This is a genomic window from Amycolatopsis taiwanensis DSM 45107 (genome assembly GCF_000519205.1).
Taxonomy (GTDB): Bacteria; Actinomycetota; Actinomycetes; order Mycobacteriales; family Pseudonocardiaceae; genus Amycolatopsis_E; species Amycolatopsis_E taiwanensis.
In genome coordinates this window covers 344546-371205 of the sequence record NZ_JAFB01000005.1, presented here as the reverse complement: position 1 = coordinate 371205, position 26660 = coordinate 344546, and the positions used below count along the sequence as shown (strand labels likewise).

Annotated in this window: 24 protein-coding genes and 2 pseudogenes; 10 read left to right on the top strand and 16 right to left on the bottom strand. The window is 69.1% G+C overall.

Annotated features, from left to right (window positions below):
• Window positions 1-93 precede the first annotated feature (93 nt).
• The 3 genes from rsmG to A3CU_RS0106670 are packed head-to-tail and all read left to right on the top strand — an operon-like array spanning window position 94 to window position 2668.
• Window positions 94-780, top strand: a complete 687-nt coding sequence (rsmG, locus tag A3CU_RS0106680) for a 16S rRNA (guanine(527)-N(7))-methyltransferase RsmG (RefSeq protein ID WP_052371499.1) — start codon at window positions 94-96, stop codon at window positions 778-780.
• Complete coding sequence (locus A3CU_RS0106675) at window positions 777-1679, top strand: ParA family protein (RefSeq protein WP_281174095.1); 903 nt, start codon at window positions 777-779, stop codon at window positions 1677-1679. The genes rsmG and A3CU_RS0106675 overlap by 4 nt, the downstream gene beginning before the upstream one ends.
• Window positions 1676-2668: a ParB/RepB/Spo0J family partition protein gene (locus A3CU_RS0106670; protein WP_027941626.1), complete on the top strand. Its 993-nt coding sequence runs from the start codon at window positions 1676-1678 to the stop codon at window positions 2666-2668. Before A3CU_RS0106675 ends, A3CU_RS0106670 begins: the two co-directional genes overlap by 4 nt.
• Before the next feature lie 82 nt (window positions 2669-2750).
• Here A3CU_RS0106670 and A3CU_RS0106665 read toward each other — a convergent pair whose 3' ends face one another.
• Both A3CU_RS0106665 and A3CU_RS0106660 read right to left on the bottom strand, forming a co-directional pair.
• Window positions 2751-3701 carry a D-alanine--D-alanine ligase family protein gene (locus tag A3CU_RS0106665; RefSeq protein WP_027941625.1) on the bottom strand — a complete coding sequence of 317 codons (951 nt, stop codon included), beginning with the start codon at window positions 3699-3701 and terminating at the stop codon, window positions 2751-2753.
• 38 nt (window positions 3702-3739) lie between these two features.
• Window positions 3740-5053 (bottom strand): aminotransferase-like domain-containing protein, encoded by a 1314-nt coding sequence (locus A3CU_RS0106660; RefSeq protein WP_043840662.1) that lies wholly within the window; start codon window positions 5051-5053, stop codon window positions 3740-3742.
• Window positions 5054-5236: 183 nt separating this feature from the next.
• On the opposite strand from A3CU_RS0106660, the gene A3CU_RS0106655 reads away from it, so the two are divergent.
• On the top strand, window positions 5237-5884 hold the full coding sequence (locus A3CU_RS0106655) for a GNAT family N-acetyltransferase (protein ID WP_027941623.1): 648 nt from the start codon (window positions 5237-5239) through the stop codon (window positions 5882-5884).
• 21 nt (window positions 5885-5905) lie between these two features.
• On the opposite strand, the gene A3CU_RS0106650 is transcribed toward A3CU_RS0106655, so the two are convergent.
• The 5 genes and pseudogenes from A3CU_RS0106650 to A3CU_RS0106630 form a co-directional block, all read right to left on the bottom strand.
• Window positions 5906-7051: an N-acetylmuramoyl-L-alanine amidase gene (locus A3CU_RS0106650; protein WP_027941622.1), complete on the bottom strand. Its 1146-nt coding sequence runs from the start codon at window positions 7049-7051 to the stop codon at window positions 5906-5908.
• 211 nt (window positions 7052-7262) lie between these two features.
• Window positions 7263-7610 (bottom strand): annotated as a pseudogene (gene trxA, locus A3CU_RS0106645) (thioredoxin); the annotation flags it as partial.
• 42 nt (window positions 7611-7652) lie between these two features.
• On the bottom strand, window positions 7653-8645 hold the full coding sequence (trxB, locus tag A3CU_RS0106640) for a thioredoxin-disulfide reductase (protein WP_027941620.1): 993 nt from the start codon (window positions 8643-8645) through the stop codon (window positions 7653-7655).
• 101 nt (window positions 8646-8746) lie between these two features.
• Window positions 8747-9268, bottom strand: coding sequence for a DinB family protein (locus A3CU_RS0106635; protein ID WP_027941619.1), 522 nt, complete (start codon window positions 9266-9268; stop codon window positions 8747-8749).
• Window positions 9269-9385: 117 nt separating this feature from the next.
• Window positions 9386-9652: a response regulator transcription factor gene (locus A3CU_RS0106630; protein WP_027941618.1), complete on the bottom strand. Its 267-nt coding sequence runs from the start codon at window positions 9650-9652 to the stop codon at window positions 9386-9388.
• Here A3CU_RS0106630 and A3CU_RS0106625 point away from each other — a divergent pair.
• A complete protein-coding gene (locus tag A3CU_RS0106625; protein ID WP_027941617.1) occupies window positions 9642-9989 on the top strand; it encodes a hypothetical protein in 348 nt (115 codons plus the stop codon). The two genes, A3CU_RS0106630 and A3CU_RS0106625, sit on opposite strands and share 11 nt — an antisense overlap.
• 26 nt (window positions 9990-10015) lie before the next feature.
• On the opposite strand, the gene A3CU_RS0106620 is transcribed toward A3CU_RS0106625, so the two are convergent.
• A complete protein-coding gene (locus A3CU_RS0106620; RefSeq protein ID WP_027941616.1) occupies window positions 10016-10990 on the bottom strand; it encodes a helix-turn-helix transcriptional regulator in 975 nt (324 codons plus the stop codon).
• 62 nt (window positions 10991-11052) lie between these two features.
• Between A3CU_RS0106620 and A3CU_RS0106615 the strand changes: the two genes are divergently transcribed.
• Together A3CU_RS0106615 and A3CU_RS43705 are read left to right on the top strand one after the other, a co-directional pair.
• A complete protein-coding gene (locus A3CU_RS0106615) occupies window positions 11053-11631 on the top strand; it encodes a DinB family protein (RefSeq protein ID WP_027941615.1) in 579 nt (192 codons plus the stop codon).
• A pseudogene (locus tag A3CU_RS43705) lies at window positions 11628-12088 on the top strand (VOC family protein). The gene A3CU_RS0106615 and the pseudogene A3CU_RS43705 overlap by 4 nt, the downstream one beginning before the upstream one ends.
• A gap of 102 nt (window positions 12089-12190) precedes the next feature.
• Here A3CU_RS43705 and A3CU_RS0106605 read toward each other — a convergent pair.
• From A3CU_RS0106605 to A3CU_RS0106575, 6 genes are all read right to left on the bottom strand, one after another.
• Complete coding sequence (locus A3CU_RS0106605; RefSeq protein ID WP_027941614.1) at window positions 12191-12937, bottom strand: hypothetical protein; 747 nt, start codon at window positions 12935-12937, stop codon at window positions 12191-12193.
• An 82-nt stretch (window positions 12938-13019) separates the two neighbouring features.
• Entirely contained in the window at window positions 13020-13628 is a 609-nt protein-coding gene (gene sigM / locus A3CU_RS0106600; protein WP_027941613.1) for an RNA polymerase sigma factor SigM, read from the bottom strand.
• 76 nt (window positions 13629-13704) lie between these two features.
• Window positions 13705-15294: a protein kinase family protein gene (locus tag A3CU_RS0106595; protein ID WP_027941612.1), complete on the bottom strand. Its 1590-nt coding sequence runs from the start codon at window positions 15292-15294 to the stop codon at window positions 13705-13707.
• Between the two features lie 78 nt (window positions 15295-15372).
• Entirely contained in the window at window positions 15373-17265 is a 1893-nt protein-coding gene (murJ, locus tag A3CU_RS0106590; protein ID WP_052371498.1) for a murein biosynthesis integral membrane protein MurJ, read from the bottom strand.
• 317 nt (window positions 17266-17582) lie between these two features.
• Entirely contained in the window at window positions 17583-19715 is a 2133-nt protein-coding gene (locus A3CU_RS0106580; protein WP_027941609.1) for a DUF6049 family protein, read from the bottom strand.
• The gene (locus A3CU_RS0106575; protein WP_027941608.1) at window positions 19712-20239 is read right to left on the bottom strand and encodes an NUDIX hydrolase; all 528 of its coding nucleotides are present in this window, start codon (window positions 20237-20239) and stop codon (window positions 19712-19714) included. The genes A3CU_RS0106580 and A3CU_RS0106575 overlap by 4 nt, the downstream gene beginning before the upstream one ends.
• A 131-nt stretch (window positions 20240-20370) precedes the next feature.
• Here A3CU_RS0106575 and A3CU_RS0106570 point away from each other — a divergent pair, with 131 nt between their 5' ends.
• Together A3CU_RS0106570 and A3CU_RS43700 are read left to right on the top strand one after the other, a co-directional pair.
• The gene (locus A3CU_RS0106570; protein ID WP_052371512.1) at window positions 20371-21813 is read left to right on the top strand and encodes a CCA tRNA nucleotidyltransferase; all 1443 of its coding nucleotides are present in this window, start codon (window positions 20371-20373) and stop codon (window positions 21811-21813) included.
• 90 nt (window positions 21814-21903) lie between these two features.
• Entirely contained in the window at window positions 21904-22473 is a 570-nt protein-coding gene (locus A3CU_RS43700) for a hypothetical protein (RefSeq protein WP_156960256.1), read from the top strand.
• Here the strand turns inward: A3CU_RS43700 and A3CU_RS0106560 are convergent, their stop codons facing one another.
• Window positions 22474-24318 carry a TNT domain-containing protein gene (locus tag A3CU_RS0106560; protein ID WP_027941606.1) on the bottom strand — a complete coding sequence of 615 codons (1845 nt, stop codon included), beginning with the start codon at window positions 24316-24318 and terminating at the stop codon, window positions 22474-22476.
• A 172-nt stretch (window positions 24319-24490) separates the two neighbouring features.
• A complete protein-coding gene (locus tag A3CU_RS0106555; protein WP_043840723.1) occupies window positions 24491-25732 on the bottom strand; it encodes an MFS transporter in 1242 nt (413 codons plus the stop codon).
• A gap of 295 nt (window positions 25733-26027) precedes the next feature.
• Here A3CU_RS0106555 and A3CU_RS0106550 point away from each other — a divergent pair, with 295 nt between their 5' ends.
• Window positions 26028-26600, top strand: a complete 573-nt coding sequence (locus tag A3CU_RS0106550; RefSeq protein WP_027941604.1) for a YqgE/AlgH family protein — start codon at window positions 26028-26030, stop codon at window positions 26598-26600.
• Window positions 26601-26660: the final 60 nt, after the last annotated feature.

The following is a 26660-nucleotide window of genomic DNA, read 5'->3' as shown; positions in this document are numbered from 1 at the left end:
CGTGAAACGGGTGTCGCTCCCGGGTCGCTGCCACGGTCCCTGGTCGGCGTCGGGGACAATCGGTTTCACGTGAAACGAGACAAGGGGTGACGAGTGGAGGACGTCGAAGGCTCGCTGCCAGTGCCCGACGTGGCCGGCCGAGTGTTCGGAGACGGGCTCAAGAAGGCGGTGCGGTTCGCCGGACTGCTGGAGCGCTACGGCGTGGAGCGAGGGCTGATTGGGCCGCGTGAAGTTGAGCGAATCTGGGATCGGCACTTGCTCAACTCGGCGGTGATCGGCGAGCTGATCCCGCCCAGGGCACGGGTGATCGACGTCGGCTCTGGAGGTGGATTTCCGGGCATCCCGCTCGCGCTGGCCCGGCCGGATCTGGACCTGGTTCTCGTTGAACCCATGGCCCGGCGAACGGAGTGGCTGACCGAGGTGGCCGAGTTTCTCGGACTTGGGGTGGCGGTGGTGCGTGGGCGAGCCGAAGAGCGCGCGATCCGGGCCGAAGTTGGTCGAGCCGACGTAGTGACTTCGCGTGCTGTTGCGCCGCTTGCTCGTTTGGCGGACTGGTGTCTACCACTTGTCGCCAAGGGTGGCATGATGCTCGCAGTGAAGGGAGCGAGCGCTCGGGATGAGGTAGCCCGTGACGCGAAGGCCATCGCGCGTAGCGGTGGGAGCGCCCCCTCGATCTCCCAATGTGGGGTTGGTGTGCTGGAGACGCCGACCACCGTCGTGATCGTCAAACCCGTGTTCCACGTGAAACCTTCGACAGGAAAGAGGTGGCTCGCCCAGTGACCCCGCCTTCGTCAGACTGGACGCCCATTGCCGAAGAGGCGGTCCGTGCTGCGCGCGTTCTGCACCCCGAACCCAACCTGCTGCCCAAGCCGGACCACCGGCGCGTGATGACCGTTGCCAACCAGAAAGGCGGGGTCGGCAAGACCACCAGCGCGGTCAACCTGGCTGCCGCTCTCGCGGTCCACGGACTCAAGACGCTGGTGATCGACCTCGATCCGCAGGGCAACGCGAGCACGGCGCTGAACGTGGACCACCGCTCGGGGACGCCCTCGGTTTACGAGGTGCTCCTTGGCGAGGTCTCCGTGGCCGACGCGACGGCGGTCAGCGAGCAGTCCCCCAATCTGCTGTGCGTACCCGCCACCATCGATCTCGCCGGTGCCGAGATCGAGCTCGTCGAGATGACCAACCGCGAGTCCAGGCTCAAGGAGGCGCTGTCCGCCGAGGCGATCGACCAGATCGGCGTCGACTACGTCTTCATCGACTGCCCGCCTTCGCTTGGCCTGCTCACGCTGAACGCCATGGTGGCCGCCCGCGAGGTGCTGATCCCCATCCAGTGTGAGTACTACGCGTTGGAGGGGCTCGGCCAGCTGCTCAGCAACATCGACCTCGTGCAGAAGCATCTGAACCCGGGGCTGACCGTGTCCACCATTCTGCTCACCATGTACGACGGGCGCACCAAGCTCGCGGACCAGGTGACCGCGGAGGTGCGCGGCCACTTCGGCGACGTCGTGCTGCGGACGGTCATCCCGCGGAACGTGAAGGTCTCGGAGGCGCCCAGCTATGGCCAGACGGTCCTGGCCTACGACCCGGGGTCGCGCGGAGCGATGAGCTATGTCGACGCCGCGAGGGAGCTCGCCGAACGCGGCAGCACCAACGGATCGAGGAGGGGCACGCTATGACCGAACGCCGAGGAGGGCTCGGGCGCGGACTGGCCGCGCTGATTCCCACCGGCCCGGCGGAGGGCGCCGCACCCGACGGCCGTCCGCCCGCTTCCCGCAGCGGCGAGAAGGACTGGTTCGCCGCGAACAGCGCCGTGAAGTCGACCGGCGGTGAAGTGGCCGGCGCGGTCTATCGCGAAGTTCCCATCGACGCGATCAAGCGCAACCCCAAGCAGCCTCGGCAGGTCTTCGACGAGGAAGCACTCGCCGAACTGGAGCACTCCATTCGCGAGTTCGGGCTGATGCAGCCCATCGTGGTGCGGGAGCAGTCCTCGAACGAGTACGAGCTCGTGATGGGCGAGCGACGGTTGCGCGCGTGCCAGCGGGCGGAGCTAAAGACCATCCCGGCGATCGTCCGGCAAACCGCCGACGAGGCGATGCTGCGCGACGCGCTCCTGGAGAACATTCACCGGGTGCAGCTGAACCCGCTCGAAGAGGCGGCCGCGTACCAGCAGCTGCTCGACGAGTTCGAGGTGACGCACGAGGAACTCGCGGCACGGATCGGCCGGAGCCGGCCGGTCATCACGAACACGATCCGGCTGCTGAAACTCCCCCTCCCGGTGCAGCGGCGGGTCGCGGCCGGGGTGCTGTCCGCGGGCCACGCTCGGGCGCTGCTGTCGCTGGACGAGCCCGAGGCCCAGGAGGACCTGGCGACCCGGATCGTCGCCGAGGGGCTCTCGGTGCGGGCGACCGAGGAAGCGGTGACCCTCAAGAAGAGCGAGGCACCCGCGAAGCCGAAGTCGTCACCGCGCAAGCCGATTCAGGCTCCCGGCATCGAGGACCTCGCCACTCGCCTCTCCGACACCTTCGACACCCGGGTCAAGGTCGACCTTGGTCGCCGCAAGGGACGGATAGTCGTCGAGTTCGGTTCGGTGGACGATCTGGAGCGGATCGTCTCGCTCATGGCACCGGAAGCGACAAAACGGACTCGTCTTACCGACGAGGAATGACACCAGGCCGTTTCGTCACGGTGATGTTTTGTCTTGGCCGGTTTCCGCGCACGAGGGGACGCGTCTCGGCGTCTTGGACGCCTTACGCGGACCGCTGGATCGCCCGCGAGACGAGATCGCTGAACAGCGCGCCGAGACTGGTGCCGGAGCACGCGACGGCCATCGGGACGGTCGAGGTTTCGGTGAGGCCCGGCGAGGAGTTGACCTCCAGGAACTGGATCGTGCCGTCCTCGGCCACGATCGCATCGGTCCGTGAGATGTCCCGGAGACCGATCACCCGGTGTGCGGCCACCGCCAGCTCGCCCACCGCTTTCGCGGCTTCCTCGGACAACCGGGCCGGTGCGAAGAAATCGGTCAGTCCGGCCGTGTAGCGCGCGGTGTAGTCGTATACCCCGCTCTCCGGCACGATCTCCACGGCCGGCAGGGCCTGGGGCCCTCCGTCGCGCTCCACCACGGTCACGGCCACCTCGACCCCGTCGATGAACCGCTCGGCGAGCACCGTGTCGCCGTAGGCGAAACAGCCGACCATCGCGGCCGGCAACTCGGAGGCGTCGCGCACCACCTGGGTGCCCAGCGCCGAGCCGCCCTGGTCGGGCTTGAGGATCAGCGGCAGGCCGAGGTGCTCGACGATCGCATCGAGCACCCGTTGCGCGCCGAGCTCGCGGAACGTGCTGTGAGGCAGGACGACCCAGCGCGGTGTGTCGAAACCCGCCTTCTCCAGCAACGCCTTGGCGGTCGGCTTGTCCCAGGCCCGACGGCAGCCCTTCGAGCTGGTGCCGACATAGGGCACCTTCAGCATCTCCAGGATGGTCTGCACCGAGCCGTTTTCGCCCTCGCCGCCGTGTAGCGCGACGACGGCGGCGTCCGGCCGTTCTTCGCGCAGCCGGACGAGCAACTCGGCGTCGGTGTCCCACTCTTCGACGGTGAGGTCCTGCTCGCGCAACGCGGCGGACAGCCGCCGGCCGGAACGAAGCGAGACATCGCGCTCATGCGAAAGCCCGCCTGCGAGAACTGCGACGGTGGGCAAGACCACGCCGGCACTCCCTTATGGTTCTACGTTTGTATGAGCCGTCAGGCCGTATCCGGCGAAGGCGTCTCCGGACCGGAGATCGGCCTCATGCTGACGTTACCGAACGTGCGGACAAGATCCATTTCGGCTTCCAGTACCGCCGCGAGCCGCCGCACGCCCTCCTTGATCCGCTCCGGTGTCGGATAGCAGTAGGACAGCCGCATTTGCCGGCTGCCGAAGCCGTCGGCGTAGAAGCCGGTACCCGAGGCATAGGCGACGCGGGCGGTGACCGCACGCGGAAGCATCGCCTTGGTGTCCACGCCCTCGGGCACCGTCACCCACACGTAGAAGCCGCCGTCCGGGTTGGTCCACGAGCACCCGGCCGGCATGTACTGCTCCAGCGCCGAGGTGATCGCGTCACGGCGTTCGCGATAGTTCTCGCGGAACGTCTTGATCTGGCCCTTCCAGTCGTGCGTGCTCAGGTAGCGCGAAACGATCAGCTGGTTCAGTGTCGGCGGGCACAGCGTCGCCGACTCGGCGGCCAGCACGAGCTTTTCGCGCACCGCGTGCGGCGCCAGCACCCAGCCGACCCGCAGGCCGGACGCGAACGTCTTCGAGAAGGAGCCCAGGTAGACCACGTTGTCCGGGTCGGTGGACCGCAGCGCGGGATACGTCTGCCCTTCGAAGCCGAGCAGGCCGTACGGATTGTCCTCGACCACGAGCACACCGTGCGAGCGGCAGATCTCGAGGATCTCGGGACGCCGCGAAGCGGTGAGCGTCACACCTGCCGGGTTGTGGAAGTTCGGAATCGTGTAGAGGAACTTCACCCGCTTACCGGCCTTCGCGACCTGGGCGAGCGCCTCGCGCAGCGCCTCCGGTTGCAGGCCCTCGTCGTCCATCGCGACGTGTATCACCTGAGCCTGATACGCGGCGAACGACCCGAGCGCACCGACATAGGAGGGTCCCTCCGCCAGCACCACGTCGCCCGGATCGCAGAACAGCCGCGTCACCATGTCCAGCCCCATCTGGGAGCCGACGGTCACCACGACATCGTCCGGGTGGGCCGAGATTCCCTCCAGTGCCATGATCTCGCAGATCTGCTCGCGCAGGAGCGGGATCCCGTGCGCGGACCCGTACTGGAGTGCGACCAGCCCGTCTTCGGCGATGAGGTCCGCAATCTGGGTGGAGAGGCTGTCCAGCGGGAGCGCGGCCAGGTTCGGCATGCCACCCGCCAGCGACACGACCTCGGGGCGGCTCGCCACCGCGAACAGTGCCCGGATCTCCGACGCGGTCATGCCCGCGGTACGCGCCGCGTACCGAGTCACATGCGGGTCGAGGTTGTGACGGCCGGGTCTGTCGGGTGGTGAGACAGTCATGGGCACTTCCGCTGGCGTGTTGTCGGTCAGTCCGTCGAGTGTAACCACCCATCGTTGTGACCTTCGCGGGCTTTCGGCTCGCATCACAGGGGCTTATCCTCGAAGACGGATCATCCATCAGGTGTGGTCAGCCGTGCCCACTGATGGTGGGCATCGCGAATCAGCGTTATCCAGGGAGGTCGGGTGTCGCGTCGCGTCGTGGGCGTCACGCTGGACAACCTGGAGCTGCTACCCAAGCAGTGCCGGCGTTGCGTGTACTGGGAGATGGCGCCGCATCTGAGGGAACAGGCCGAGGAATTCGGCCAGACCGAGGTCGAGAAGGAAGCCTGGGTCTCCAGTGTGCTGCTGGAATGGGGCTCCTGCGGCCGGATCATCTACAGCGACAGCCTCCCCGTCGGCTTCGTCATGTATGCCCCGCCGAACGCGGTGCCGCGGGCGAACGCGTTCCCCACTTCGCCCCCCAGCGCCGACGCCGTGTTACTCACCGGCTTCTACGTGTTGCCGGAGTTCCGTGGCGGTGGGCTCGGCCGGATGCTGGTCCAGTCGGCGGCCAAGGACCTGACGCGGCGCGGGGTGCGGGCCATCGAGGCATTCGGCGACGCGAGCCCCAGCGACACCGAGAGCGACGCGTGCGGCCACACCTGCGTGGTGCCGGCGGACTTCCTCACCGCGGTCGGCTTCAAGACCGTGCGGCCGCACCCGAAGTGGCCCCGGCTGCGCCTGGAGCTGCGTTCGGCGATCTCCTGGAAGGAAGACGTCGAAGCGGCCCTCGAACGCCTGCTCGGGCAGGTCACCATCACCACGGCCGAGCCGGCCCCGGCCCGGGCCTGAAGCGACCGGCCGGGGAGCGCGCTACTCCGCCTTCGCCAGCTCGTGCGCGAGGACGTCGGCGAAGGTGAAGGTGCCGGTGGGCTGGTCGCCCTCGCCGAGCAGGTAGAGCCGCTTGACCGCGACCAGGATGCCCTCGGCGACCACGTCCCGGAAGGCCGGGTCGGACAGGCGAGCCCGGTCGCGCGCGCTGGTCAGGTAGCCGATCTCGATGCGGACCGCGGGGCAGCGCGTGAGCCGGAGGATCTCCCACGTCTTCGCGTGCGTCCGGCAGTCCAGCAGACCGGTCCGCGCGGCGAGCTCACGCTGGATGAAGCCGGCGAGCAACTCCCCGACCGTGGAGGTGGTCCCGTGGCCGTTTCCGAAGTGGAAGGTGGCGACACCCTGGGCATGCGGCGACTGGTTGCGATCGCAGTGCAGGGAAAGAAACAGGTCGGCGCCCGCGTCGTTGGCGAACGCGGCTCGGCCGGCCTCGGTCGGGCCGTGGCCGGGACCGCGCGAAATCAGCGCTTCCATGCCGGTGGCCTTCATCCGGCCCTCCAGCCGCCGCGCCAGGTCCCACGCGACTTCCGCCTCGCGCACCCCGTCGACCACGACACCCGGGTCGTCCCCGCCGTGCCCGGGATCGATCACGATCCGCTTGCCGCGCAGCCGCGGGCCGGCCTCCCGGACCTGCTCCCGCTCGCGCAGGAACACCGGACGGCCGCCGGTGGCCCGCGGCGAAAGCTGACGCAGCGCGCGCACTGTTGCCGGGCCGCAGATGCCGTCGACGACCAAGCCGTAGTCACGCTGGAAGTTGCGCAGCGCCTGCTCGGTCCTCGCCCCGAACAACCCGTCGGGGCGGCCGGCGTCGTAGCCGAGTTGGGTGAGCCGATCCTGGAGCGCGAACACGTCGTCGCCGTGTATCGGAGAGGAGAACAGGTAGGCCAGCGGGCGGCTACCGAGATGGTAAGTCGCACCCCGTAATACCTGGTAGGTGGCCGGACCGACGATGCCGTCGGTGATCAACCCCCGGCGCTGCTGAAAACCACGGACAGCCCGTTCGACGTTCTCGTCGAACACGGCTTGGCCGTCCGCCTCCCCCTCCGTCCTGAGCAGGTCCAATGAACCCAGCATCGACCTGATCTCGGCGACGTCGTCACCGGCGTCACCGCGGCGGAGTACCCGCATGCACTCCTCGCTCTTCCTTGGGCACCGAAGGCGAATCGGTGCGGCGCAAACAAAGTCCCGGGCGCTCGCCCAGTTTCCTATTCTGCCCTGCGGACTCTCCGTAGCCGCGTGGGGCCGGTGGGTGCGCCCCGCACGGACAGTGAACAGGAAGAAACCCGGGGGCCACCTCTGCTAAAGACGCATACCCCCGGGTTCGGGTTGCTAACCAAAACTAGGCAAGCACGTCCGAAAGGTCGGCCAGCAGCGCCGCCTTCGGCTTGGCACCGACGATCTGCTTCACCGGCTTGCCGCCCTGGAACAGGATCAGCGTGGGAATCGACATGACCTGGTAATCCCGCGCGGTGCCGGGGTTCTGGTCGATGTCGAGCTTCGCGATGGTGAGCTTCTCCTTGTGCTCCGTGGCGATCTCCTCGAGCACCGGCGCGACCATCTTGCACGGCCCGCACCAGGTCGCCCAAAAGTCGACCAGGACCGGCTTTTCGCTGGTCAGCACGTCGTCAGCGAAGCTGGCGTCGGTCACCTTGACGGTGTCGGACATGGTGTCTCCTTTACTTTGAGCGACCTGCTCGCTTGTGGCAGTGCCGGTGGGGGCAGACCCCCTTTATTTGCCTGAGCCGTACCCGCCGCCGACGAGTTCGGTAGCCATCTCGGCAACCTCGGTGCCGGCGTTCTCGGCCAGCCAGCGTTCGGCGTCGATGGCCGCACTGGCGCCCAGACCCGCCGCGGTGATGGCCTGCCGGTAGGTGTGGTCGACCAGGTCACCGGCCGCGAAGACGCCCTCGAGGCTGGTGTAGGTGGTGCGGCCCCGCGTCAGCACGTAACCCTGGTCGTCGAGGTCCACCTGTCCGCGCACGAGCCCACTGCGGGGGTCGTGCCCGATGGCCACGAAGTAACCGGTCACGTCGAGCGTCGACTCCTCGCCGGTCACGGTGTCGCGTACCTTGACGCCCTCGACTTTGTTGTCGCCGAGCACCTCGGTGACAACCGTGTTGAGCTTCCAGCGGATCTTTTCGTTCGCCCGCGCGCGCTCCAGCATGATCCGCGAGGCGCGGAACTCCTCCCGCCGGTGCACGATCGTCACCGACCGGGCGAACTTGGTCAGGAAGGTCGCCTCCTCCATCGCGGAGTCGCCACCGCCGATCACCGCGATGTCCTGGTCACGGAAGAAGAAGCCGTCACAGGTCGCGCACGACGAAACACCGTGCCCGAGCAGCTCCTGCTCACCGGGCACGTTGAGATACCGGGCCGCGGCACCCATGGCCAGGATCACGGCCCTGGCCGCGTACCGGACGCCGTTCGCGGTGACGTACTTGATGTCGCCGGTCAGCTCGAGTTCCTCGACGTCCTCCGCGCGCAGCTCGGCACCGAAGCGCTCGGCCTGCTTGCGCATCTCTTCCATGAGGTCCGGGCCCATGATGCCGTCCCGGAACCCCGGGAAGTTCTCCACGTCGGTCGTGGTCATGAGCGCACCGCCGAACTGCGATCCCTCGAATACGAGCGGTTCCAGCTGGGCGCGTGCGGCGTAGACGGCCGCTGTGTACCCGGCCGGTCCCGATCCCACGATGATGAGATTCCGAACGTCCTGCGCTGCCACCGTGTCCTCCGCTCGTTGTGACCCGCGTACCTGGATCAACACGATCGTAGGGTCGTGTGTTCCCGGGTCGTGATGCGCGTCGCGTCGGGTGGGCTCGGCGGTTACGAGGCGGCGCGCAGCAACCGGAGTTGGCCGATCTCGGTGACGTTCTTCATGAGTTCGGCGTTCACCCAGCCGGCCATGTGCGCCACGGTCATCTCGGGGTCGTTCTGCCACGGGAACGGCGCGGTGGCGTCCAGCTCGGCGTCGGTGAGGCGGTCCAGCACCGCAAGCCAGTCCGCGGCCAGACCGCGCAACCAGTCGATGGTCTGCTGCCCGGCGCCGGGCCACTCGACCTCGGTCCGGTCCCGTGGCGTCCGCCCCCGGGCGTGGTCGATGGTCACGGACCACCACCAGCCGATGTGCCAGGTGACCCAGCCGATGGTGGGCACCGGGATGGGAGCCGGTTCGGTGTCCGCCCAGTCCGGCACCCATGCCCCGTCGTCGCCCCGGCGCATCGTCCAGCAGCAGTTCGCGGGCTCCCACAGGAAGTCCCCGGGCTCCAGCTGGTCCAGATGAACTTCGAACAGCGACCAGGTCAGGTCGAACTGCCAGCGCAGCAGTTCGCGACGAGATACGGACATGCGCGGATCTTGGCACCAGCCCTTCCGCGGTGGAAACGACTTTTCCGGCAATCCACGCGGTCCGGCCTCATTCTGTCTACGGCGGTTACGTCACACAGTCGTCTCGGAAGCAACCAGCTAGTCGTCGCTGTGCCGGAGGTAGGCCAGCACGGCGAGGACACGGCGGTTGACGTCGTCCGCCGGGGGCAGGTCCAGTTTGGCGAGGATGTTGCCGATGTGCTTGCCCACGGCCGCCTCGGACACGACGAGCCGCTTGGCGATCGCGGTGTTGGAGTGCCCTTCCGCGATCAGCGCGAGCACCTCCCGTTCCCGGTAGGACAGCCGGTGCACCCGATCGCTGGGACGGCGCAACAGCTGCCTGCTGCTGCCGTTCGTGCTGATCACGCTGCCGGTCCTGGCCGTGACCGCGGCCGGTGCGCTGATGTACCTCGACTATCCATTGCGGACGTTCGTGTGGCCGGGGCTGGCGCCCGATGCCGCCTTCGTCCTCACCCGGCTCGCGCTGCTGTCGGCCGCCGGGGTGCTGGCGGTCCTTCCGTCACTTGCCCCGGCGCTGGGCGAGATCGGGCGCACTCAACGGCTTTTCCAGGCCGTCTACCTACCCGTGTGGTACTTGGCGCTGAACGGCTTGACGGCCCCGGCGCCGGTCGTCATCGGAGTGGCGGTTGTCTTCGCGTGTCTCGCCTTCGCCGCTCACTCGCTGCGGCACGCGCGGCGGTGAACGGCGCTCGGGCGTGCCGGCGGTCCCTAATTGGCCTCGGCGCGCCCGGCCCTGGCCATCGCCGCGAGGCGACGGGCGAGCCGGGCGGCGGCTTCCCGCAGCTCCGGCGGCTCCAGCACTTCTGCCTCGAAACCCAGCCGGGCGACATGCATGGCCATCCAGTCCAGGTCGTCTCCACCGGCGACGAGCACGCACCACCCGTCGCGGTCGTCCTCGACACGTCCGGCTTGCGGCGGCACCAGCTCCCGCACCTGGCCGGCCCGGGCGCGCACCCGCACCCGGGCGAGATACCGGTACGGCGCCTCGGCCGTGGACCGCTGGACGTGGGCGACCGGGTCCGGATGCTCCCTCGCTCGGAAGCGCCAGGTCGTCGCCACCACCTCGCGCATCCGGTCCAGTCGGAAGGTGCGCCAGTCCGCACGGTCGAGGTCCCAGGCCATCAGGTACCAGCGGCGGCTGGTGGCGACCATCCGCACCGGCTCGACCATGCGCTCGCGCTCCCCGCCGTCACGGCCGGTGTAGGAGAACCGCACCCGCACGGCGTCGCGGCAGGCCCGCGCGAGCGTCACCAGCAGCTCCGGGTCGACCTTGATCCCGGGATCGACGAGGGTCTCGGTGGCGCCGTGCACCGCCCGTACCTCGGCGCGCAGCCGGGGCGGCATCACCTGGTCGAGCTTCGCGAGCGCCCGCAGGGCCGCCTCGCCTGCCCCGGCGACCGTGCCTCCCGACGCCAGGCGCAGGGAAACCGCCGTCGCGATCGCCTCATCGTCGTCGAGGAGCAGCGGCGGCAGGCGGGTGCCCGCGCCGAGCTGGTAGCCGCCACCGACGCCAGCCGTCGCGTGCACGGGGTAGCCGAGCGCGCGCAGCCGCTCCACGTCACGGCGCACCGAACGGTCGGTGACGCCCAGTTCGGCGGCGAGCTCGGTGGCGGTCCAGGACGGCCGCCGTTGCAGCAGCGCCAGTAACCGCAGCACCCGCTCGGTCGTCGCCTCGACGGTCATGTGCTCGATTGTTCCATTGATCACGGAACGATCCTGTCCGCTATCTGCGACAGGCTGGGACCATGACCGATTGGAACTCGCAACTCCGCGAACAGATCGATTGGCATTGGACCAACCAGCTGCGCGGTCGCCTCGACGGACTCACCGACGACGAGTACTTCTGGGAGCCGGCGCCCGGCTGCTGGAACGTGCGTCCACGCGGTACCGGCACCGCACCGGTGCAGGCCGGATCCGGCGCGATGACCATCGATTTCGCGATACCCATGCCCGACCCGGCACCGTTCACGACGATCGCCTGGCGGCTCGGACACGTGATCGTCGGCGTGCTTGCGATGCGCAATGCCGCGCACTTCGGTCGCGCGTCCACCGACTATCAGTCGTTCGAGTACGCCCCGACCGCCGCCGCGGCGCTGGCCCAGCTCGAGTCCGAATACGCCACGTGGTCGGCCGGCGTCGAGTCGCTCGGCGAAACCGGTCTCGCCCGCCCGTGCGGGGAGGCGGAGGGACCGTATGCGGAGCATCCGATGGCAGCGCTGGTGTTGCACATCAACCGCGAGCTGATCCACCACCTGTCCGAGGTTTGCCTGCTGCGCGACCTCTACCTGCACACGAAACCCGCCACGAACGGAACAACCCGATGAGCCGCCACACCCAGGTCACCTTCGACGCCCGCGACCGAGGGCGCTGTCGTCCTTCTGGCGCGACGTACTGGGCTACGTACATCCCGGCCCGCCCGGAGTCGATCTGCCCGAGGGTGTCGACCCGCTGGCCGCGTGGGACGACTTCCTCGCGCGGGTCGGCGTACCGGAGGACCAGCGCAACACGAGATCGGCCGTCGAGGACCCGGACGGGCATGGCCCACGGCTGTTCTTCCAGCAGGTGCCGGAGGGCAAAGCCGCCAAGAACCGCGTCCACCTCGATGTCCGTGCGGCTCCCGGACTGCACGGAGAGGAGCGGATGGCGGCGCTGGAGGCCGAGTGTGACCGGCTCGTCGCGCTGGGAGCGACCCGGATACGTCGCTACGAGCCGGCTCCCCCGCTCGGCGCCGGTCACATCGTGCTGGCCGACCCCGAGGGCAACGAGTTCTGCCTCGACTGACCAGCGGCGAGGCCGGCGAAATCAGTGCGGCCCCGTACGGCGGCCCTGTGGGAGGCTCGCTTCCACAGGGCCGACTGGTGAGCAAGTCCGGTCGACCCCCAGCTAGTTGCCGATCACCTTGTCCAGCAGGACGCCGCTGTTACCCGCGCCGCACGTGGGAGCGAACGCGACAAGTCGGAATTGCGCGGTCTTGCCGGTGGTCAGCAGCACGAGGACGGCCTGCTGACCGTCGATCGTGCCTGGGCGAACCCCGATCGGACTGGCGGTGGGCGCGAACCCCGCGGCCTGCAGGCAGGCGGCGAGCTTGTCCGCGCTGCCGAGCCCGCCGTAGTCCTTCGACCCGTTCAGCTGGCCGACCACCGCTTCCGGATGGTCGGATTGCACCACGAGCGGGCCCCCCTGGCCGGCCTGCGGGGGCTGCGCGACGGGGTTACCACCGGTGGTCCCGCCGTTCGGCAGTGCGACCGCCACGGCGACCACCGCCGCGGCCGCCACCGCGACCAGCCCGCTGATCCACCCGATGCGCTTGTTGCGGCGGCGTCGTGCGGCATCGATGCTTACCACCGGCGCCAGGCCGAAGGCCTGCTCGGCTTCCCTGGCAAGTGCCGCGTCGAGCCGCGCGGCCACGTCGTCCGGCATCGGCGGGGCGGGTGCCGACCCCAGGGCGGCCAGGTCGGCGGTCGTCGATTCGAGCGCCTCGATGATCGCTCGCGCTTCGGGATCCGCGTTGACCTGCGGCCACAGCCGCTGCGCCTCGGCCTCGTCGAGTACCCCGGCCTGCAGGTCGGCGAGCAGATCGACAGACCACGGCGGACCGGCAGCCTCGATCCCCCGACTCTCGTCCGTCATCGTCCCTCCCTCTCGCCCGACAGCGTCCTGCGGGGCATCCCCACCTGGTCGGGTCGCACGAGCCGAGTTTCCTGGGTGTCGCTCATGCATCCCCCCGCCGCGGTCGTTTGCTTTCGGGACCTGGGACGTTCGCAATCGCATCGGGGTTCCGCAGGTGACCGAGAACTTTGGCCAGTTTTGCGCGACCTCGAGCACATCTGCTCTTGACCGTGCCCTCGGCGATGCCGAGCAGTCGAGCGGTCTCGCTCACCGAGTACCCCTCGATGTCGACCAGCACGATCGGCGCGCGCTGATCCTCCGGCAGTTGGTCCAGCGCCTCCTTGACGACCAGGCGGGTCTCCCGGTCGGATATCGAGTCGCGTGGGGTGGCGGGCTCGTTGAGCCCGCTTTCCCCCAGCGGCACCGTGGGCCTGGATTGTTTGCGACGCACCCGGTCCAGGCATGCGTTCACCACGATCCGGTGCAGCCAGGTGGTCACCTGGGACTCGGCTCGGAAGTTCCCGGCGGCACGGAAGGCGGAGATGAACGCGTCCTGCAGGGCGTCGGCCGCCTCTTCGGGGTCGCGCAGCGTGCGCATCGCTACCGCCCACATCCGGTCGCGATGCCGCCGCACCAGTTCGCTGAACGCTTGGGGATCACCTGACGCGTGCCGCGTGATGAGATCGGCGTCGGTCGGTACAGCTGCGGTCACCCGATGGAGCCTACTGTTCTGAACCGGCGGGCGTCTGCGAGGCCGTGACTCTTCGGCGAGAGCGCGGTGGAGATCCTCAGGTGGCCGGCAGGAAGGTCAGCTCGCCGATCTGCGACTGGTACTTGCCGCCGTTCTTGGCCAGCTGCGTGATCCACACGATCACGTACTGGGTGCGCTGCGGCTGCTGGAGCGTGATGTCGGTGGACGGGCCGTTCAGCGTGGCCGTGCCGACCACGTGCGTGGCGGACAGGTCCGGGTTGGCGGAGTCGGCGGTGCGGAGCTCGACCACGGTGTCCGCGGAGCCGCCCGCGATGGTGACCTTCGCCAGGTTGACCGGATCGTTGAAGGTCGCGATCAGGCCCACGCCCTTCTTGACCGTCGGGAACTGCTGGTTGTACTGGTCGGTGCGCCAGGTGCTGCTCGGATCGCCGTCGATGGTCTTGTTGGCCCGGCTGGTGTTGTCCCCATCGCCGTCGGGGTTGTACACGCTGACCTTGGTCGGCACGACCGCGGCGCCGATCTGGGCCTGCCCTGGTGGTGGCGGGGGTGGCGGCGCGGCGCTGTTCGGCGGCGGGGCCGTGGCCGTCGGCGTCGCCAGGTTGAGCGGCGGACCGGTGTCCGGATCGGTCTGGAAGAAGCTGATCGCGAGCATGCCAAGCCAGGCCAGGATGGCTACCGCGGCCACCACCAGCGCGGTCACGCCCAGGGCCAGCTTTCGCCGCCGGGCCCGGTCCTTCACCGGCCGCTTGGTCGTCCAGACCGTCCCGTCATCGTCCGGCCTGACCCCGGCCGCGGCCTGCGCCTGGATCAGCTGGGTCCGTTCCTCGGCCTCCACGGCCATCTCCAGGGCGCGCAGGATCGCCGCGCTGGTGCGGATTCCGCCGTGGCCGCCGTCTTCGATGGTGCGGACCGCCAGCGCGGACAGCTCGATCGGGACCTGCGGCTGGAGCGCACGAGGTGGCACCAGACGGCCGTTGGGCGTGTGCGGCGCGGACGGGAGCGCCGCCGGCCCACCGGGCAGTGCCCACCGGCCGGTCAGCAGCAGATACAGCACGGCGCCGATCGCCTTGACGTCGTCGCGCAGCGTGGCGTCGGGCAGGGGGCCGGGGAAGGCGAGCCGCAACGTGCCATCGGTGGTGAGCCGTAACCGCTGCGGGTGGTCCAGACCCAGCACCAGGCCCGACTGGTGCGCGCGCTCGATCGCCTCGGCGAGCTTGCCGACCATGCGGGCCGCGGGCAGCGGGGCCACCGGATGCTCGGCGACCAGGTCGACCAGATCGGTGCCCTTGGTCCACTCGGTGACCACGACGCCCAGCAGGCCCTCGCTGGAGGTGATGCCGTTACCCAGGCTGAGCACGTCGAGCACGCGGGCGACGCCATCGTGGTGAAACTGCGCGGCATGCGCCGCGCGCTCCAGGGTCTTGCGCGCCATTCGCGCGGATTCCGCATCGGCCGGGTCACCAACCAGCAGCGTCAGCGCGACATCCCGGCGAAGTTGCCCGTCGCGTGCCCGCCAGAGATGGGCGCCGGCACGCTCGTCGATACCGAACTGAGCGAGCAGCCGATACCTGCCATCGCCGACGACGCTGCCCGGTGCCAGGGAAGCCCCTGGCGCGCGAACGCCGACGCGGGCGGCGCCGGGTTGCTCGTGCCGCTTCTCGTTCACCCCAAGCTCTCTCTCACGCACCTGTATCGAGGGTACGGGAATACGACGCGTGAATCCGCCTTATCTGTGTGTCGATTGTTACCTGCGCTTGACCAATCGGGTGAATCGCTTCGTCGCCGGTGCGAGTTCCTCGACCTTCAGCGCTGCCAGCACCCCGAACGACACCCCGAGCCCCACCAGACCCTGCAGGATCAGCTTGATCCACGCGCTGATCCGGGGGCCGAAGTCGGGCACGATCTTGCCGACCAACCATGCCGCGAGCACACCCAGCACGCTGGCCACGACCGTGAACAGGATGACCCCGAGCACCCGCTTGCTGCGCAGGTTGCCGAGGCTCACCCACAGCCAGACCTGCCCCATCATGGCGCCCACCACGAAGGTGAGGGAGTTGACCATCATGGCGCCGAGCACCACCTGCTTGCCGTCGAGCAGCACCGGGCACAGGTAGAGCAGCGGGATCTTGACCACCGTCATCACGACCATGATCAGCGTCGGCGTGCGGGCGTCCTTCATCGCGTAGAACACCCGCAGCTGGAGCATGACCAGCGCGTAAGGCAGCAATCCGAACGCCGATACGGCCAGCGCCTCCCCGAGTCGGGACGCTTCCGCCGCACTGTTCGCGCCGCCGCTGAACAGCGCGACCCCGATCTGTTGGCCGATCACACTCATCACTGCGGCGATCGGCACCAGCATCACGGTCGAGATCCGCGACGCGTAGGAGAGGTCGGCGACGACCTTGCGGATGTCGCCGTCGGCGGCGTTGCGGGACAGCCGCGGCATGATCGCGGTCAGCAGCGACACGCCGATCACGCCGTACGGCAGCTGGAACAGCAGCCAGGCGTTCGAGTAGATGGTCACGCCACCCGGGTCACCGAGGGTCAGCACGCGGGTGTTGATGGTGACCCCGATCTGGCTGACCGCGACGTAGCCGAGAATCCACAGCGCGATCCCGCCGAACTCCTTCATCCGGCTGTCGATGCCCCAGCGCCAGCGGAACCGGAAACCGGAGCGCAACAGCGGCGGCACCAGCAACACCGCCTGCACGACGATGCCCAGGGTCACGCCGATGCCGAGCACCAGCACCTTCGCATCGCCCATGCGCACCGGGTCGAGACTGATCTCGCCCGGCAGGACCATGAACAGTGCGAGTGTCACGATGACGACGACGTTGTTCATCACCGGTGCCCAGGCCGTGGGGCCGAAGATGTGCTTGGCGTTGAGCACCGCCGACAGCAGGGCGAACACGCCGTAGAAGAAGATCTCCGGTAGGAGCAGCCGCGCGAACGCGGTCGTCAGCTCGGAATTGGCCTGCGTTCCTTCTTCGACGTACAAGGACGTGAGTGCCGGGGCCGCCAGCACCGCGACGACCGTGCCCGCCGCCAGAATCGTAAGCCCGACGGTCAGCATGCGCTGGGTATATGCCTGACCACGGTCCGGATCGTCCTGCGAGCGCACCAGCAACGGCACGACGACACTGCTCAGCACGCCACCGAACAGCAGCTCGAAGAAGATGTTGGGCATCGTGTTGGCGATGTTGAACGAGTCGTTCACCACGCCCGTGCCGACCGCCCAGACCAGCATGATCTTCCAGAAGAACCCGGTGATCCGGCTGACCAGCGAGGCGATGGCCATCAGGCTGCTGGACTTCGCCAGCGACGGCGTCTCCGGTTTGGCCGCCGGCTCGGTGACCCGGGGCAGGAAGCCCGTGGCGTCCAGGCCTGGGCCCTCGCCGAACGAGTCTGCCGACGTGGCGGTGGCGGTGGGCTGTACCCGGGGCATCATCCGGGTGGCGAAGGAGTCGTACGGCCGCAGCACGTCCGGGTCGGCGACCGGCCACTTCGAGCTCGCGGGTACCCCGCCGATGCGCGGGATGAACACCGTCACGTCCGGGTCGTTCGGCTGCAGCGGTGGCGCGCCGAAGGGCATGCTGTCCTGCGGCCCCTGCTGGCGTTCGCGCTGCCACGGCCGCACCGGCGGACGTCGCGATGGCGGCGGAGGCGCGGACGGAGGAGGCTGGCGAGGCGGAGGCTGCCGTACCGGTGGCGGTGCTGGCTGTTGCCCCCTCGGCGGGGCCGGTTGCTGCCCTCTCGGCGGGAGCGGCTGCCGCCGCCCGTTCACCGGCGGGACACGCCGCCGTGTGGGTGGCTCAGGGGGCGGTACCCGCCCGGGCGGAGGCGGAGGCGGAGGCCGCCGAGGGGTGCGTTCGGCTGGATGCTCGGGTGGCCACCCCGGCTCTCTCTCCAACGCGTGCCCAATCCTCGGCGGTCGACTCGGTTACATCAGGGTAGTCATCCTTGCCGCCGCGCCCTGACTCGGCGATAGATCTGACGCGCCGACAGCAGCACCAGGGCCGCTCCACCAGCGATGGTAAGGACGAGCGTTACCACACCGTATTCATTGGATCGAAGGTCGAACCCGGCCGGGCGGCCCAGCGGAGTCCCGTCGGGTGTGCTCAGGTTCACCGTCACGGCGAACTTGCCCGCGCGCAGCGCTTCCATCGGGATCTTCACCGGGAGGCCGCCCCTCGCCGGCACCAGCAGCCGATCGGGGACCGCGCCCGGGCGCAGGCCGGTGTTGTTGTTCAGGGTGATCCGGACCACCATCTGCACCGGAAGGTTGTTGCGCACGAACACGGGCAGCGGGGCCGAGCCGGACGCCATCGAGATCGGCACCTCGGAGGTCTCCACGGTGACGCTGCCGAGCATCGTGTTGAGCTGGGCCCGGGAATCGCCCACCGACACCTGCGCGGCGTCGGTGCTACCGCGCCACGCGGTGGAGCAGTTGCGGACGAGCGCGTAACGCAGTGGCAGCAGCAGTTGGTCGGGGTCGACCTGTTGGGTCGGATCGACGGTCATGGCGTTGCGGAAGTCCGACATCGTGTCCTCGATCGAGGCCATCTCGTCGGTCACGTCGGTGGGCGTCGATGCGGCGACGTCGTCGGCGGTGTAGTTCATGGTCGCGCTGCCCGCGTTGTTCGCGCTGGCGTGCGTGAGCAGGTCGTCCAGCGGTGCGGCGGTCAGCATCTTGCTGTCCACCAGCTGGCCGAAGGACTGCAGCAGCTGGGTGAGCTCGCTCGTGGGCACGCTCCAGCGGCGGGGCGGCGCGATGAGCACGGGCTTGGTGGTGCTGGTGCCAAGGCCGCCGCGGAAGGCGAGCGCGGCCAGCCCGTTCTGCGTCGCGATCGCGGGATCGTCCGGCGCGATACCGGCCGCCGCCGGCCGCCTGGCGGCAGCACCGAAGCCGGCGGTCGCCAGCGGGTCGACGATCTGGGCGCGCACATTGCTGCCGACCGTCACGTTGCCGCCCGACTGGCTCTCGTTCAGGTCCTCGGGGTCGGCGATGATCGTGTTCACGCCCACACCGTTCAGCGCGGCCAGCGCCGTCGAGTCGAGCGGGCCGTCCGCCCACACCACCCCGGCCCGCGGGCGCATCCCGGTGACCTGCTGCACACGCCCGCCGGTGTCCAACGCGTAGGACATCAGGTCTCCGTTGTGGACCTTCGCCAAGGCCGACAGGTCCGCGTCGGCGTAGGGCAACTGAATCACACACTGGCCGCTGACCAGTCTGTGCAGCGCGGCGAGCCAGTTCTTCGCCACCTCGGCGCCACTACCCGGCACGTTGCCGGTGCGCGTGCGCACCTCGTACCCGCGGCTCATGGCGTCGACGGTGTCGAGCAGATCGGGGTCGATGGCATAGCACAGCGAACGTGCCACCTGCGGGTTGTTCTGTACGGCCAGCGCCGACGACACAAGCGCGTCGAGGCGGCCGCCCGGCCGTAACTCGCTCGCGAGCACGTCGTCGCCGAGCAGCGTCGGGGCGTTGTAGGGGGTGGCGACGATCCGCGGCCGGGTGTCCGCGATGGGCCAGAGCATGGTGACGGCGGCGGGCTGGGCGGGAGCCTGCGCCGGGCTGTGGCCGGGCGCGCCCAGCACGGGCAGGAGCACGTTGAGCGCGGCGAGGCGGGCCTGGTCGCCGTAGTCCGGGGTGCCGTTGATGTTGATCAGCAGCGGGTAGACGCCGGGCGCGGTGATCTTCAGGCCGCCCGTCCCGTCGAGCTTCACCGTGAGGTTCAGCTGCCCGGACTGGCCGGGTTCCAGGACCGCGGGTTCGATGTCGATGAACGTGGACCTCGACTCCGCGCTGGCCGGAGTCCCGGTCATGACCGCGCGCAGCTGCCGCTCGTTGGTCTGTTTCGCCCCCAGTTCGAGTCGCGCCCGGAGATCGCTGATGCGGCGATCACCGGTGTTGGTGACCGTCCCGGCGACGGTGAGCGTGGTCGAGGACGGGGTGATGACGCGTGGCGTCAGCTCGGTTATGTCCAACGTCAGCCGCGGGCCGTCCGGGCCGGGCTGAGCGATGGCGAGTGGGGTGGACAGGACGGCGAAGAGCACCCCCAGCACCACAGCGGCGAACCGCTTCACTCCCCGACCCTTTCTGTAGACACCCGGTCGTCGTCGCCGAACAGCCGCCTGGCCTTGCGGACCAGCGCGCGCTCGTCGGTGTAGGCCAGCCTGGCTTCCAACTCGGCGATCGGCACCCAGGCCACTTCGGTGACTTCGATGTCATCGTCGGACAGCTCGCCGCCGACCGCTTCCAGCAGGAAATGATGCACGGTCTTGTGCACCCGCCGGCGTTGGGCCACGAACCAGTAGTCGATGGTGCCCAGGGACTCCAGCACCCTGGCCGAGATCCCGGTTTCCTCCTTCACTTCACGCATCGCGGTCTGCTCGATCGTCTCGCCGTCTTCGATGTGGCCCTTTGGCAGCGACCAGAGCAGCTTGCCGTGCCGGTCCAGCCGCCCGATCAGCACCGCGTGCCGGCGGTCGGAATCGACGACCAACCCGCCGGCCGAGGTCTCGTCGACCGTAGCCATCCGCTTACCCCGGCGGCGTCGCGACCGGCGTCGCGGCCTTCCCCCAGTAGCGCGACCGGCCGATCCAGACATGCTGTGATGCTAGTGGTTGCGGGCGCTCTGCGGTCACGAACGCGTAGCTGAGCCTTCACTTTCGGTGGATCGGTAGGCTGATTTCTCATGTCTGTATCCGACAAGTGCACTGTGTGGGTGGTTGGATCCTGGTGAACGAACTCGCCGCCAAGCGGAATGCGGTGACCGAGCTGATGCGGATCTCGCCGCTGGCCGATGATCTCGCCGGGTTGTTCGCGCGAGCCGGCCATCGGTTGTATCTGGTGGGCGGCAGCGTGCGGGACGCGTTGCTCGGCCGGTTGTCCGCGGATCTCGACTTCACCACGGACGCGCGCCCCGACCAGATTCTCAAGATCGTGTCCGGCTGGGCCGACGCCGTCTGGGAGACCGGGATCGAGTTCGGCACGATCGGGGTGACCAAGCACGGCTCGACGCTGGAGATCACCACGTTCCGCGCGGACACCTACGACCGCGTGAGCCGCAACCCCGAGGTCACCTTCGGGGACACGATCGAAGGTGACCTGCTGCGCCGGGACTTCACCGTGAACGCGATGGCGATCGAATTGTCGACGAAGCAGTTCATCGATCCACACGATGGGCTGAAGGCGCTACGCGACCGGATCCTGGACACGCCGGCAACGCCGGAGGAATCCTTCGCAGACGACCCGCTGCGCATGCTGCGTGCCACGCGGTTCGTGGCGCAGCTCGGTTTCAGCCCGGCCCCACGGGTGGTCGAGGCGATGACGGCCATGGCCGGCGAGCTGGCGCGGATCACCGCCGAACGCGTGCAGACCGAGCTGTCGAAGCTGATCCTCGCGCCACGTCCCCGCCGTGGCCTGGAGCTCATGGTGGACACCGGGCTCGCCGACATGGTGCTGCCCGAGGTGCCGGGCATGCGGCTGGCGATCGACGAACATCACCAGCACAAGGACGTCTACCAGCACTCGCTCACCGTGCTGGACCAGGCGATCGCACTGGAGAAGGCGGACAACTGGGAGCCCGATCTCGTGCTGCGCCTGGCCGCGCTGCTGCACGACATCGGCAAACCGGACACGCGCCGGTTCGAATCCGGCGGCGGGGTGAGCTTCCACCACCACGAGGTGGTCGGCGCGAAAATGGCCCGCAAGCGTTTGCGAGCCCTGAAGTACCCGAAGCAGGTCGTAGAGGACGTGGGCCAGCTGGTGTTCCTGCACCTGCGCTTCCACGGCTATGGGCGGGGCGAGTGGACGGATTCCGCCGTCCGGCGCTACGTCACCGACGCCGCGGACCTGCTGCCGCGCCTGCACAAGCTGGTCCGCGCCGACTGTACGACGCGTAACAAGCGCAAGGCCGCCGCGCTGCAACGTACCTACGACGACCTGGAAGAGCGGATCGCGCGGATCGCGGCCGAGGAGGACCTCGCGCGGGTCCGCCCCGACCTCGACGGCAACGAGATCATGAAGCTGCTCGGATTACCGCCGGGACCGCTGGTCGGCAAGGCGTGGCGGCACCTCAAGGAGCTGCGGCTGGACCGTGGTCCGCTCACCCACGAGGAGGCCATCGCGGAACTCGAGCGGTGGGCGCAGGAGAACGGGATCCAGCCACCGGACCGGTGAGTCGCGCATTGTTCAACGTGAAACAACCACACCGCGATAAGTCGCGTCCGCAGGTCAGGGGCCTTTTTTGGGCTCATTAGCTTCGCAGCCATGACGGAAGAAACGGAGCACAGCATGGCTGCCCAAGCACTTGAGATCGCCCGCGCCGCCCGCGAAGATGCGACGAGAGCACTCGGCGTGTCCGAGGAGGCACGTATGGACCAAGACATCATGTCGGCTCGGTTTGACCTGGTGGACGTCAAGTTGGACCGCGCACACACCAGGCTGGACGGTGTGACGGGCCGACTGGATCGGGTGGACAACCGGCTGGAACGTGTAGAGGGTCGGCTGCACCAGGTGGAGGGTCGGCTGAGCGGCGTGGACAACCGGCTGAGCGGCGTGGACGACCGGCTGGACCGCTTGGAATCCCAGATGGAGGTTCACAAGCGCCTACTGGAAGCGCTGCGCGAAACTCAGGTCAAGCAGGGTAACCAGCTTGGCGGACTGGATAAGAAGGTCAATGGCCTGGACCAGAAGGTCAATGGACTGGAGAAGAAGGTCGACGGACTGGACAAGAAGGTCAACGACGGGTTCTCGATGGTCGCGGTGGGGATGTCGCAGATCGCGGCGCAGATCGCCAACGTCGAGCGTGAAATCCGCGAAGACAAGGGCAAGGCCTGACTAGGCACGTGCCATGGCACCGGTCTCCAGATGCTGGGCGAGGGTGCGCGGCAGGAAGTAGCCGACCGCCCCGCCCGGCAGTGGGCCCCAGGGCAGGGTCACGCCGGTGAGCACCCGCAACGGCCGGACGACGCGGTACTCCTGTCTCAGCAACTCCCGGTCCGGCGTCAGCGAGGCTTCCGGGAAGCGCGTTGATGGCTCATGCACCAGGTTGCCCGCCTCGTTTCCGAAGCGCGCCACCATCGTTCCCGGGCCGAGCACGACCATGCGCTTGGCGCGGAACATGGTCAGCGGTGGCTCTCCCCGCAACGGCATGATCGGCCAGTCTGCCGATTGTGACTGCTCGTCGGGAACGCGCGCCGGATACAGCAGCAGCGAGCCCAGCAGGAATCGCGCGGCCTCCTCGACGTGCGAGAACGCCGCGGGCTCGGCGCCGTCCGGCCCGCTGACCTCCCAGCTCGCCTCGGTGCGCCGCAGGCACCACACACCCTCGGCGAGCTCACCGATCCGGTATGCCGACTCCGGAACGCCGTACTCGGTGATCCGCCGTTCCACCAGCGTCAGTATCTCCGCCGCCCGCAACCCCATCGGGGGCTCTTCCCCGCGGTCGATCAGGGTCACCGCGTCGAGGTCCGGGGGCGGCGGGGTCGGCGGATACGGTTGGCCGAGGACCTCGGCCTCGGCGGCCGCGCGCACCTCCGCCGGCACAAACGGCACCCGGTAGGAGTTGCCGCGGATTCGCTCCAGCAGCTCCGGCTCTGGCGGAAGGCCGTATTTGCGCAGGTAGTGCGGGACGGAGGCGCGCCAGATCCAGGCTCCGTCGGTGTGGAACGCGTCCGGCACGTCGGGTGGCGCGGTCGGGGCGAAGGCGTCCGGCAGCCGTCCAGGACGGGCCAGCACGACCGGCGCCCGGTACAGGTAGTCCAGCGCCCGGCGGGCCTCGTCCGCGGGCAGCGGCTGGAGGTTCTCGCTCAGGGTGGCCTGGCGGAACTGCGGGGCCATCGGCAGCCCGGCCTTCGCGGCCAGCCAGTCCGGGACGTGCTTGCGGTCGCGCGGGTAGTGCTCCAGTTCCGCGTCGTGGGCGCGGGCGGTCAGCCTGCCGTTGCCGGGTGCCTGGCGCCAGGTGGGCTCGTTGGTCGCGTCGTAGTCGAAGTGGAACTGGGCCGGCGCTTCCAGGGTCAGCGTGCCCTTGAACCAGGTGCCGGTGTCCGGCTGGTACATCGCCGCGCGCAGCGCCACGAACAGCTGTCCGAGCTGGACCGGTGCCGGCAGCGACACCGAAAGGCCGCTGCCCACGGACCGTATCTCGATCTCGGCGTAGTCCCCGACCTGCTGGAACTGCGCGGCGACCCGCTCCCAGCCGTCCGGCAGGATGCCGCGGAGCGTGCGGGCGATCGCCCGCACCAGGCTCTCCTCCTCACCGGTGCCCGGCTCGGGGCGCGCGCCGCCCAGGTCGTGCCGTTCCTGCCAGACCGCGGTGAGCTCGTCCACTCCGGCGGTGGCGGCGAGGCCGGTCAGCCCGAGTTGGCGGGCCCGGGTCTCGTCCGTCCCGCTCCAGCGCAGGGTCAGCGCGTGGGTGTCGCCGCCCGGCGCGACCCGGTAGATCTCGTCGTCGAACAGGCAGTGGGTCTGCAGGCTGAAGGTGCTCGTCGCCTCCGATTCGGGCACGACCTTCGCCGGCCGGGAGTCCCATTCGGCGTCGAAACCTTCGGGCACCTCGTCCCCGGGCAGCGTGGTGAGGAGCAGGGTGCCGTCCGCGGTCGAGCGCTGGGCGTGGAAGACCTGTCCCTGCCACACCGCGTACAACCCGTCCGGCCGGTCGGCCAGGTCGACTCGATACCGCATGACTGACTCTCCCTGCAAGGTCAAGAAGGCGGTGTCAAACCTAGCCCATCGCTCCGGTCGACGACTGGCTCCCGCGGAGGTATTGAGCTGAACGGTAGCGAATCGCCTCGCTCTGGAGGGTCCCGATCCGCACCGGCGAGGGGTTCTTGCCGGGCGGATCAGGCGGCAAAAGTTACGAAGCCTGGACGCCCCGGCGGACGATCACCAGGTAGCCGGCGCAGCCGATGAGGTAGATGGCGGTCGCGACGAGCAGCAGCAGCGGCGAACGGCCGCTCAGCGGGGTGACCGCGGCGGCTGCCGCGACCGCGGCCACCTGCGTGATGTTGAACAAGGTGTCGTAGAGCGCGAAGACCCGGCCGCGCGTCTGGTCACCGATTTCCGCCTGGATGCTCGAGTCGACGCACAACTTCAGCACCTGACCCGCGAAGGTGATGACGAACGAGGCGATCAGCACGGTCGGCAGCACCATCGGCAGGCCCAACCCCGCCTGCGCGGCCGCGGCGGACAGCAATGCCGCGAGCGTCACCCTGCGCCGGCCGAGGACCGCCACCAGGCGGGGTGTGCAGAACCCGGCGAGCAGGATGCCCGCGCCGGCCATGAACGCCATCTGTCCCAGCCCGGGCAGCCCGGCACGGAACGGGCCGAGGTCGGTGAACGAGAACCGCATGAGCAACACGGTCAGCAACAGCGAAATGCCGTAAGACGCGCGGTGCGCGAAGAGAGCCACGAAGCCGGCGGTGACCATCGGCACCCGCATGGCGGCCCGAGCCCCGTCGGCGAACCCCCGCGCGACCGCGATCAGCGGGTCGGCCGGCTCGTCGATCGCTTCCGGGCCGAGACGGCCGCGCGCGAAACCCGCGGCGATCGCGGCGGCGACGACCGCACCGACGACCGCGATCGAAGTCGTCCAGGCCGAGCCGGTGTTGCCGGTGCCGAGCAGGGCACGGAGGCCGATCGCGCAGCCACCGCCGAGCACGGAGACCACCGAACCGAGCGTGGTCGACACCGCGTTCGCGGTCACCAGCGTATTCACCGGCACCACATGCGGTAAGGACGCCGACATTCCCGAGCCGATGAACCGCGAAATGCCCTCGACGATCAGTGCGAGAACGAACAGGCCGGGGCCCGCCACACCGAACCCGACCGCGCTGGCCGTGCCGGCGACCGCCAGCCCGCGCAGCAGGTTGGCCATTATGAGTACCCGGCGGCGATCCCAGCGGTCCAGCAGCGCACCGGCGAACGGCCCGATCAGCGAATAAGGCAACAGGAGCACCGCGAAACCGGCGGCGATGGTCAGCGGATCGGTGCCGCGTTCGGGATTGAACAGCACCGCCCCGGCCAGCCCGGCGCGAAAGACTCCGTCCGACCACTGGGCGGCGAACCGGGACAGCAGCAGGCGCGGGAAGCCGGGCATGGTGGCGAGGGACCGCAGTTGCACCTTCGCGGCACCGGATTGCGCGCTTGCCGTCACAACTCGACAGCTTAGGTAGCCGACAGCTTGAGTAGCAGAGAAACAAAGGGACCGGCGCACTTGGTCGCCTCTCGGCGGCGTGGCGCAGTGTGGCTCCAGCCGGACGGTATTCCACAAAGGCTCTTCTCAAGTGGGCCCGGGGGACACGGAGTGCGCCGGTCACCTGGTTCAACGGTGCCGGGGAGCGGATTGTTCCCAGGCGGTGTGACCGGAGGGCAAGGAGTGGGATCATTGCCGGGTGCCAGCGGACGCCGAGGTTGAACCGGGAACGCTCCTGGTCGCCGCCCCCACGATGTTCGATGCCAACTTCCGCCGCACGGTGGTGTTCGTGATCGATCACCGAGTGGAGGGCACCCTGGGCGTGGTCCTCAACCGGCCGAGCGATGTCCCGGTCGGTGATGTGCTGCCCAGTTGGGGGCGCCACGTGGCCGAGCCGCAGGCCGTGTTCGTCGGTGGTCCGGTGGAAAAGAAGACCGCCCTGTGCCTGGCCGCGTTGCGAGCCGGGGAGAGCGCCACAGGCGTGCCCGGCCTGATCGGTGTCCGCGGCCCGGTCGCGCTGGTCGATCTCGACGCCGATCCGGACGTGCTCGTGCCGAAGGTGCGCGGCTTGCGCGTGTTCGCCGGGTACGCGGGGTGGGACTCGGGGCAGCTCGCCGGCGAGATCGAGCGCGGTGACTGGCTGATCGTCCCGGCGCTGCCCAGCGACGTGCTGGCCACGCCGGAGCGGGACCTGTGGGGCCAGGTGCTGCGCCGCCAAGGTGTGCCGACCGCGTTACTGGCCACGCACCCCGGCGACCTCCAACGCAACTAGTGCTTTGTGTTGTGGCGGCTTGCGTGGCGGTGCGGGTGGCGGAACCTCAGAATTTGGCTG

Excerpts from the sequence above, each read along its gene's own strand:
- A3CU_RS0106670 (WP_027941626.1), top strand. The coding sequence starts at position 1,676 with ATGACCGAACGCCGAGGAGGGCTCGGGCGCGGACTGGCCGCGCTGATT.
- A3CU_RS0106660 (WP_043840662.1), bottom strand. The coding sequence starts at position 5,053 with ATGACTGTCTCACCACCCGACAGACCCGGCCGTCACAACCTCGACCCG.
- A3CU_RS0106650 (WP_027941622.1), bottom strand. The coding sequence starts at position 7,051 with ATGCGGGTACTCCGCCGCGGTGACGCCGGTGACGACGTCGCCGAGATC.
- A3CU_RS0106635 (WP_027941619.1), bottom strand. The coding sequence starts at position 9,268 with ATGTCCGTATCTCGTCGCGAACTGCTGCGCTGGCAGTTCGACCTGACC.
- A3CU_RS0106620 (WP_027941616.1), bottom strand. The coding sequence starts at position 10,990 with ATGACCGTCGAGGCGACGACCGAGCGGGTGCTGCGGTTACTGGCGCTG.
- A3CU_RS0106615 (WP_027941615.1), top strand. The coding sequence starts at position 11,053 with ATGACCGATTGGAACTCGCAACTCCGCGAACAGATCGATTGGCATTGG.
- A3CU_RS0106605 (WP_027941614.1), bottom strand. The coding sequence starts at position 12,937 with ATGACGGACGAGAGTCGGGGGATCGAGGCTGCCGGTCCGCCGTGGTCT.
- A3CU_RS0106575 (WP_027941608.1), bottom strand. The coding sequence starts at position 20,239 with ATGTCTGGATCGGCCGGTCGCGCTACTGGGGGAAGGCCGCGACGCCGG.
- A3CU_RS43700 (WP_156960256.1), top strand. The coding sequence starts at position 21,904 with ATGACGGAAGAAACGGAGCACAGCATGGCTGCCCAAGCACTTGAGATC.
- A3CU_RS0106560 (WP_027941606.1), bottom strand. The coding sequence starts at position 24,318 with ATGCGGTATCGAGTCGACCTGGCCGACCGGCCGGACGGGTTGTACGCG.
- A3CU_RS0106555 (WP_043840723.1), bottom strand. The coding sequence starts at position 25,732 with ATGCCCGGCTTCCCGCGCCTGCTGCTGTCCCGGTTCGCCGCCCAGTGG.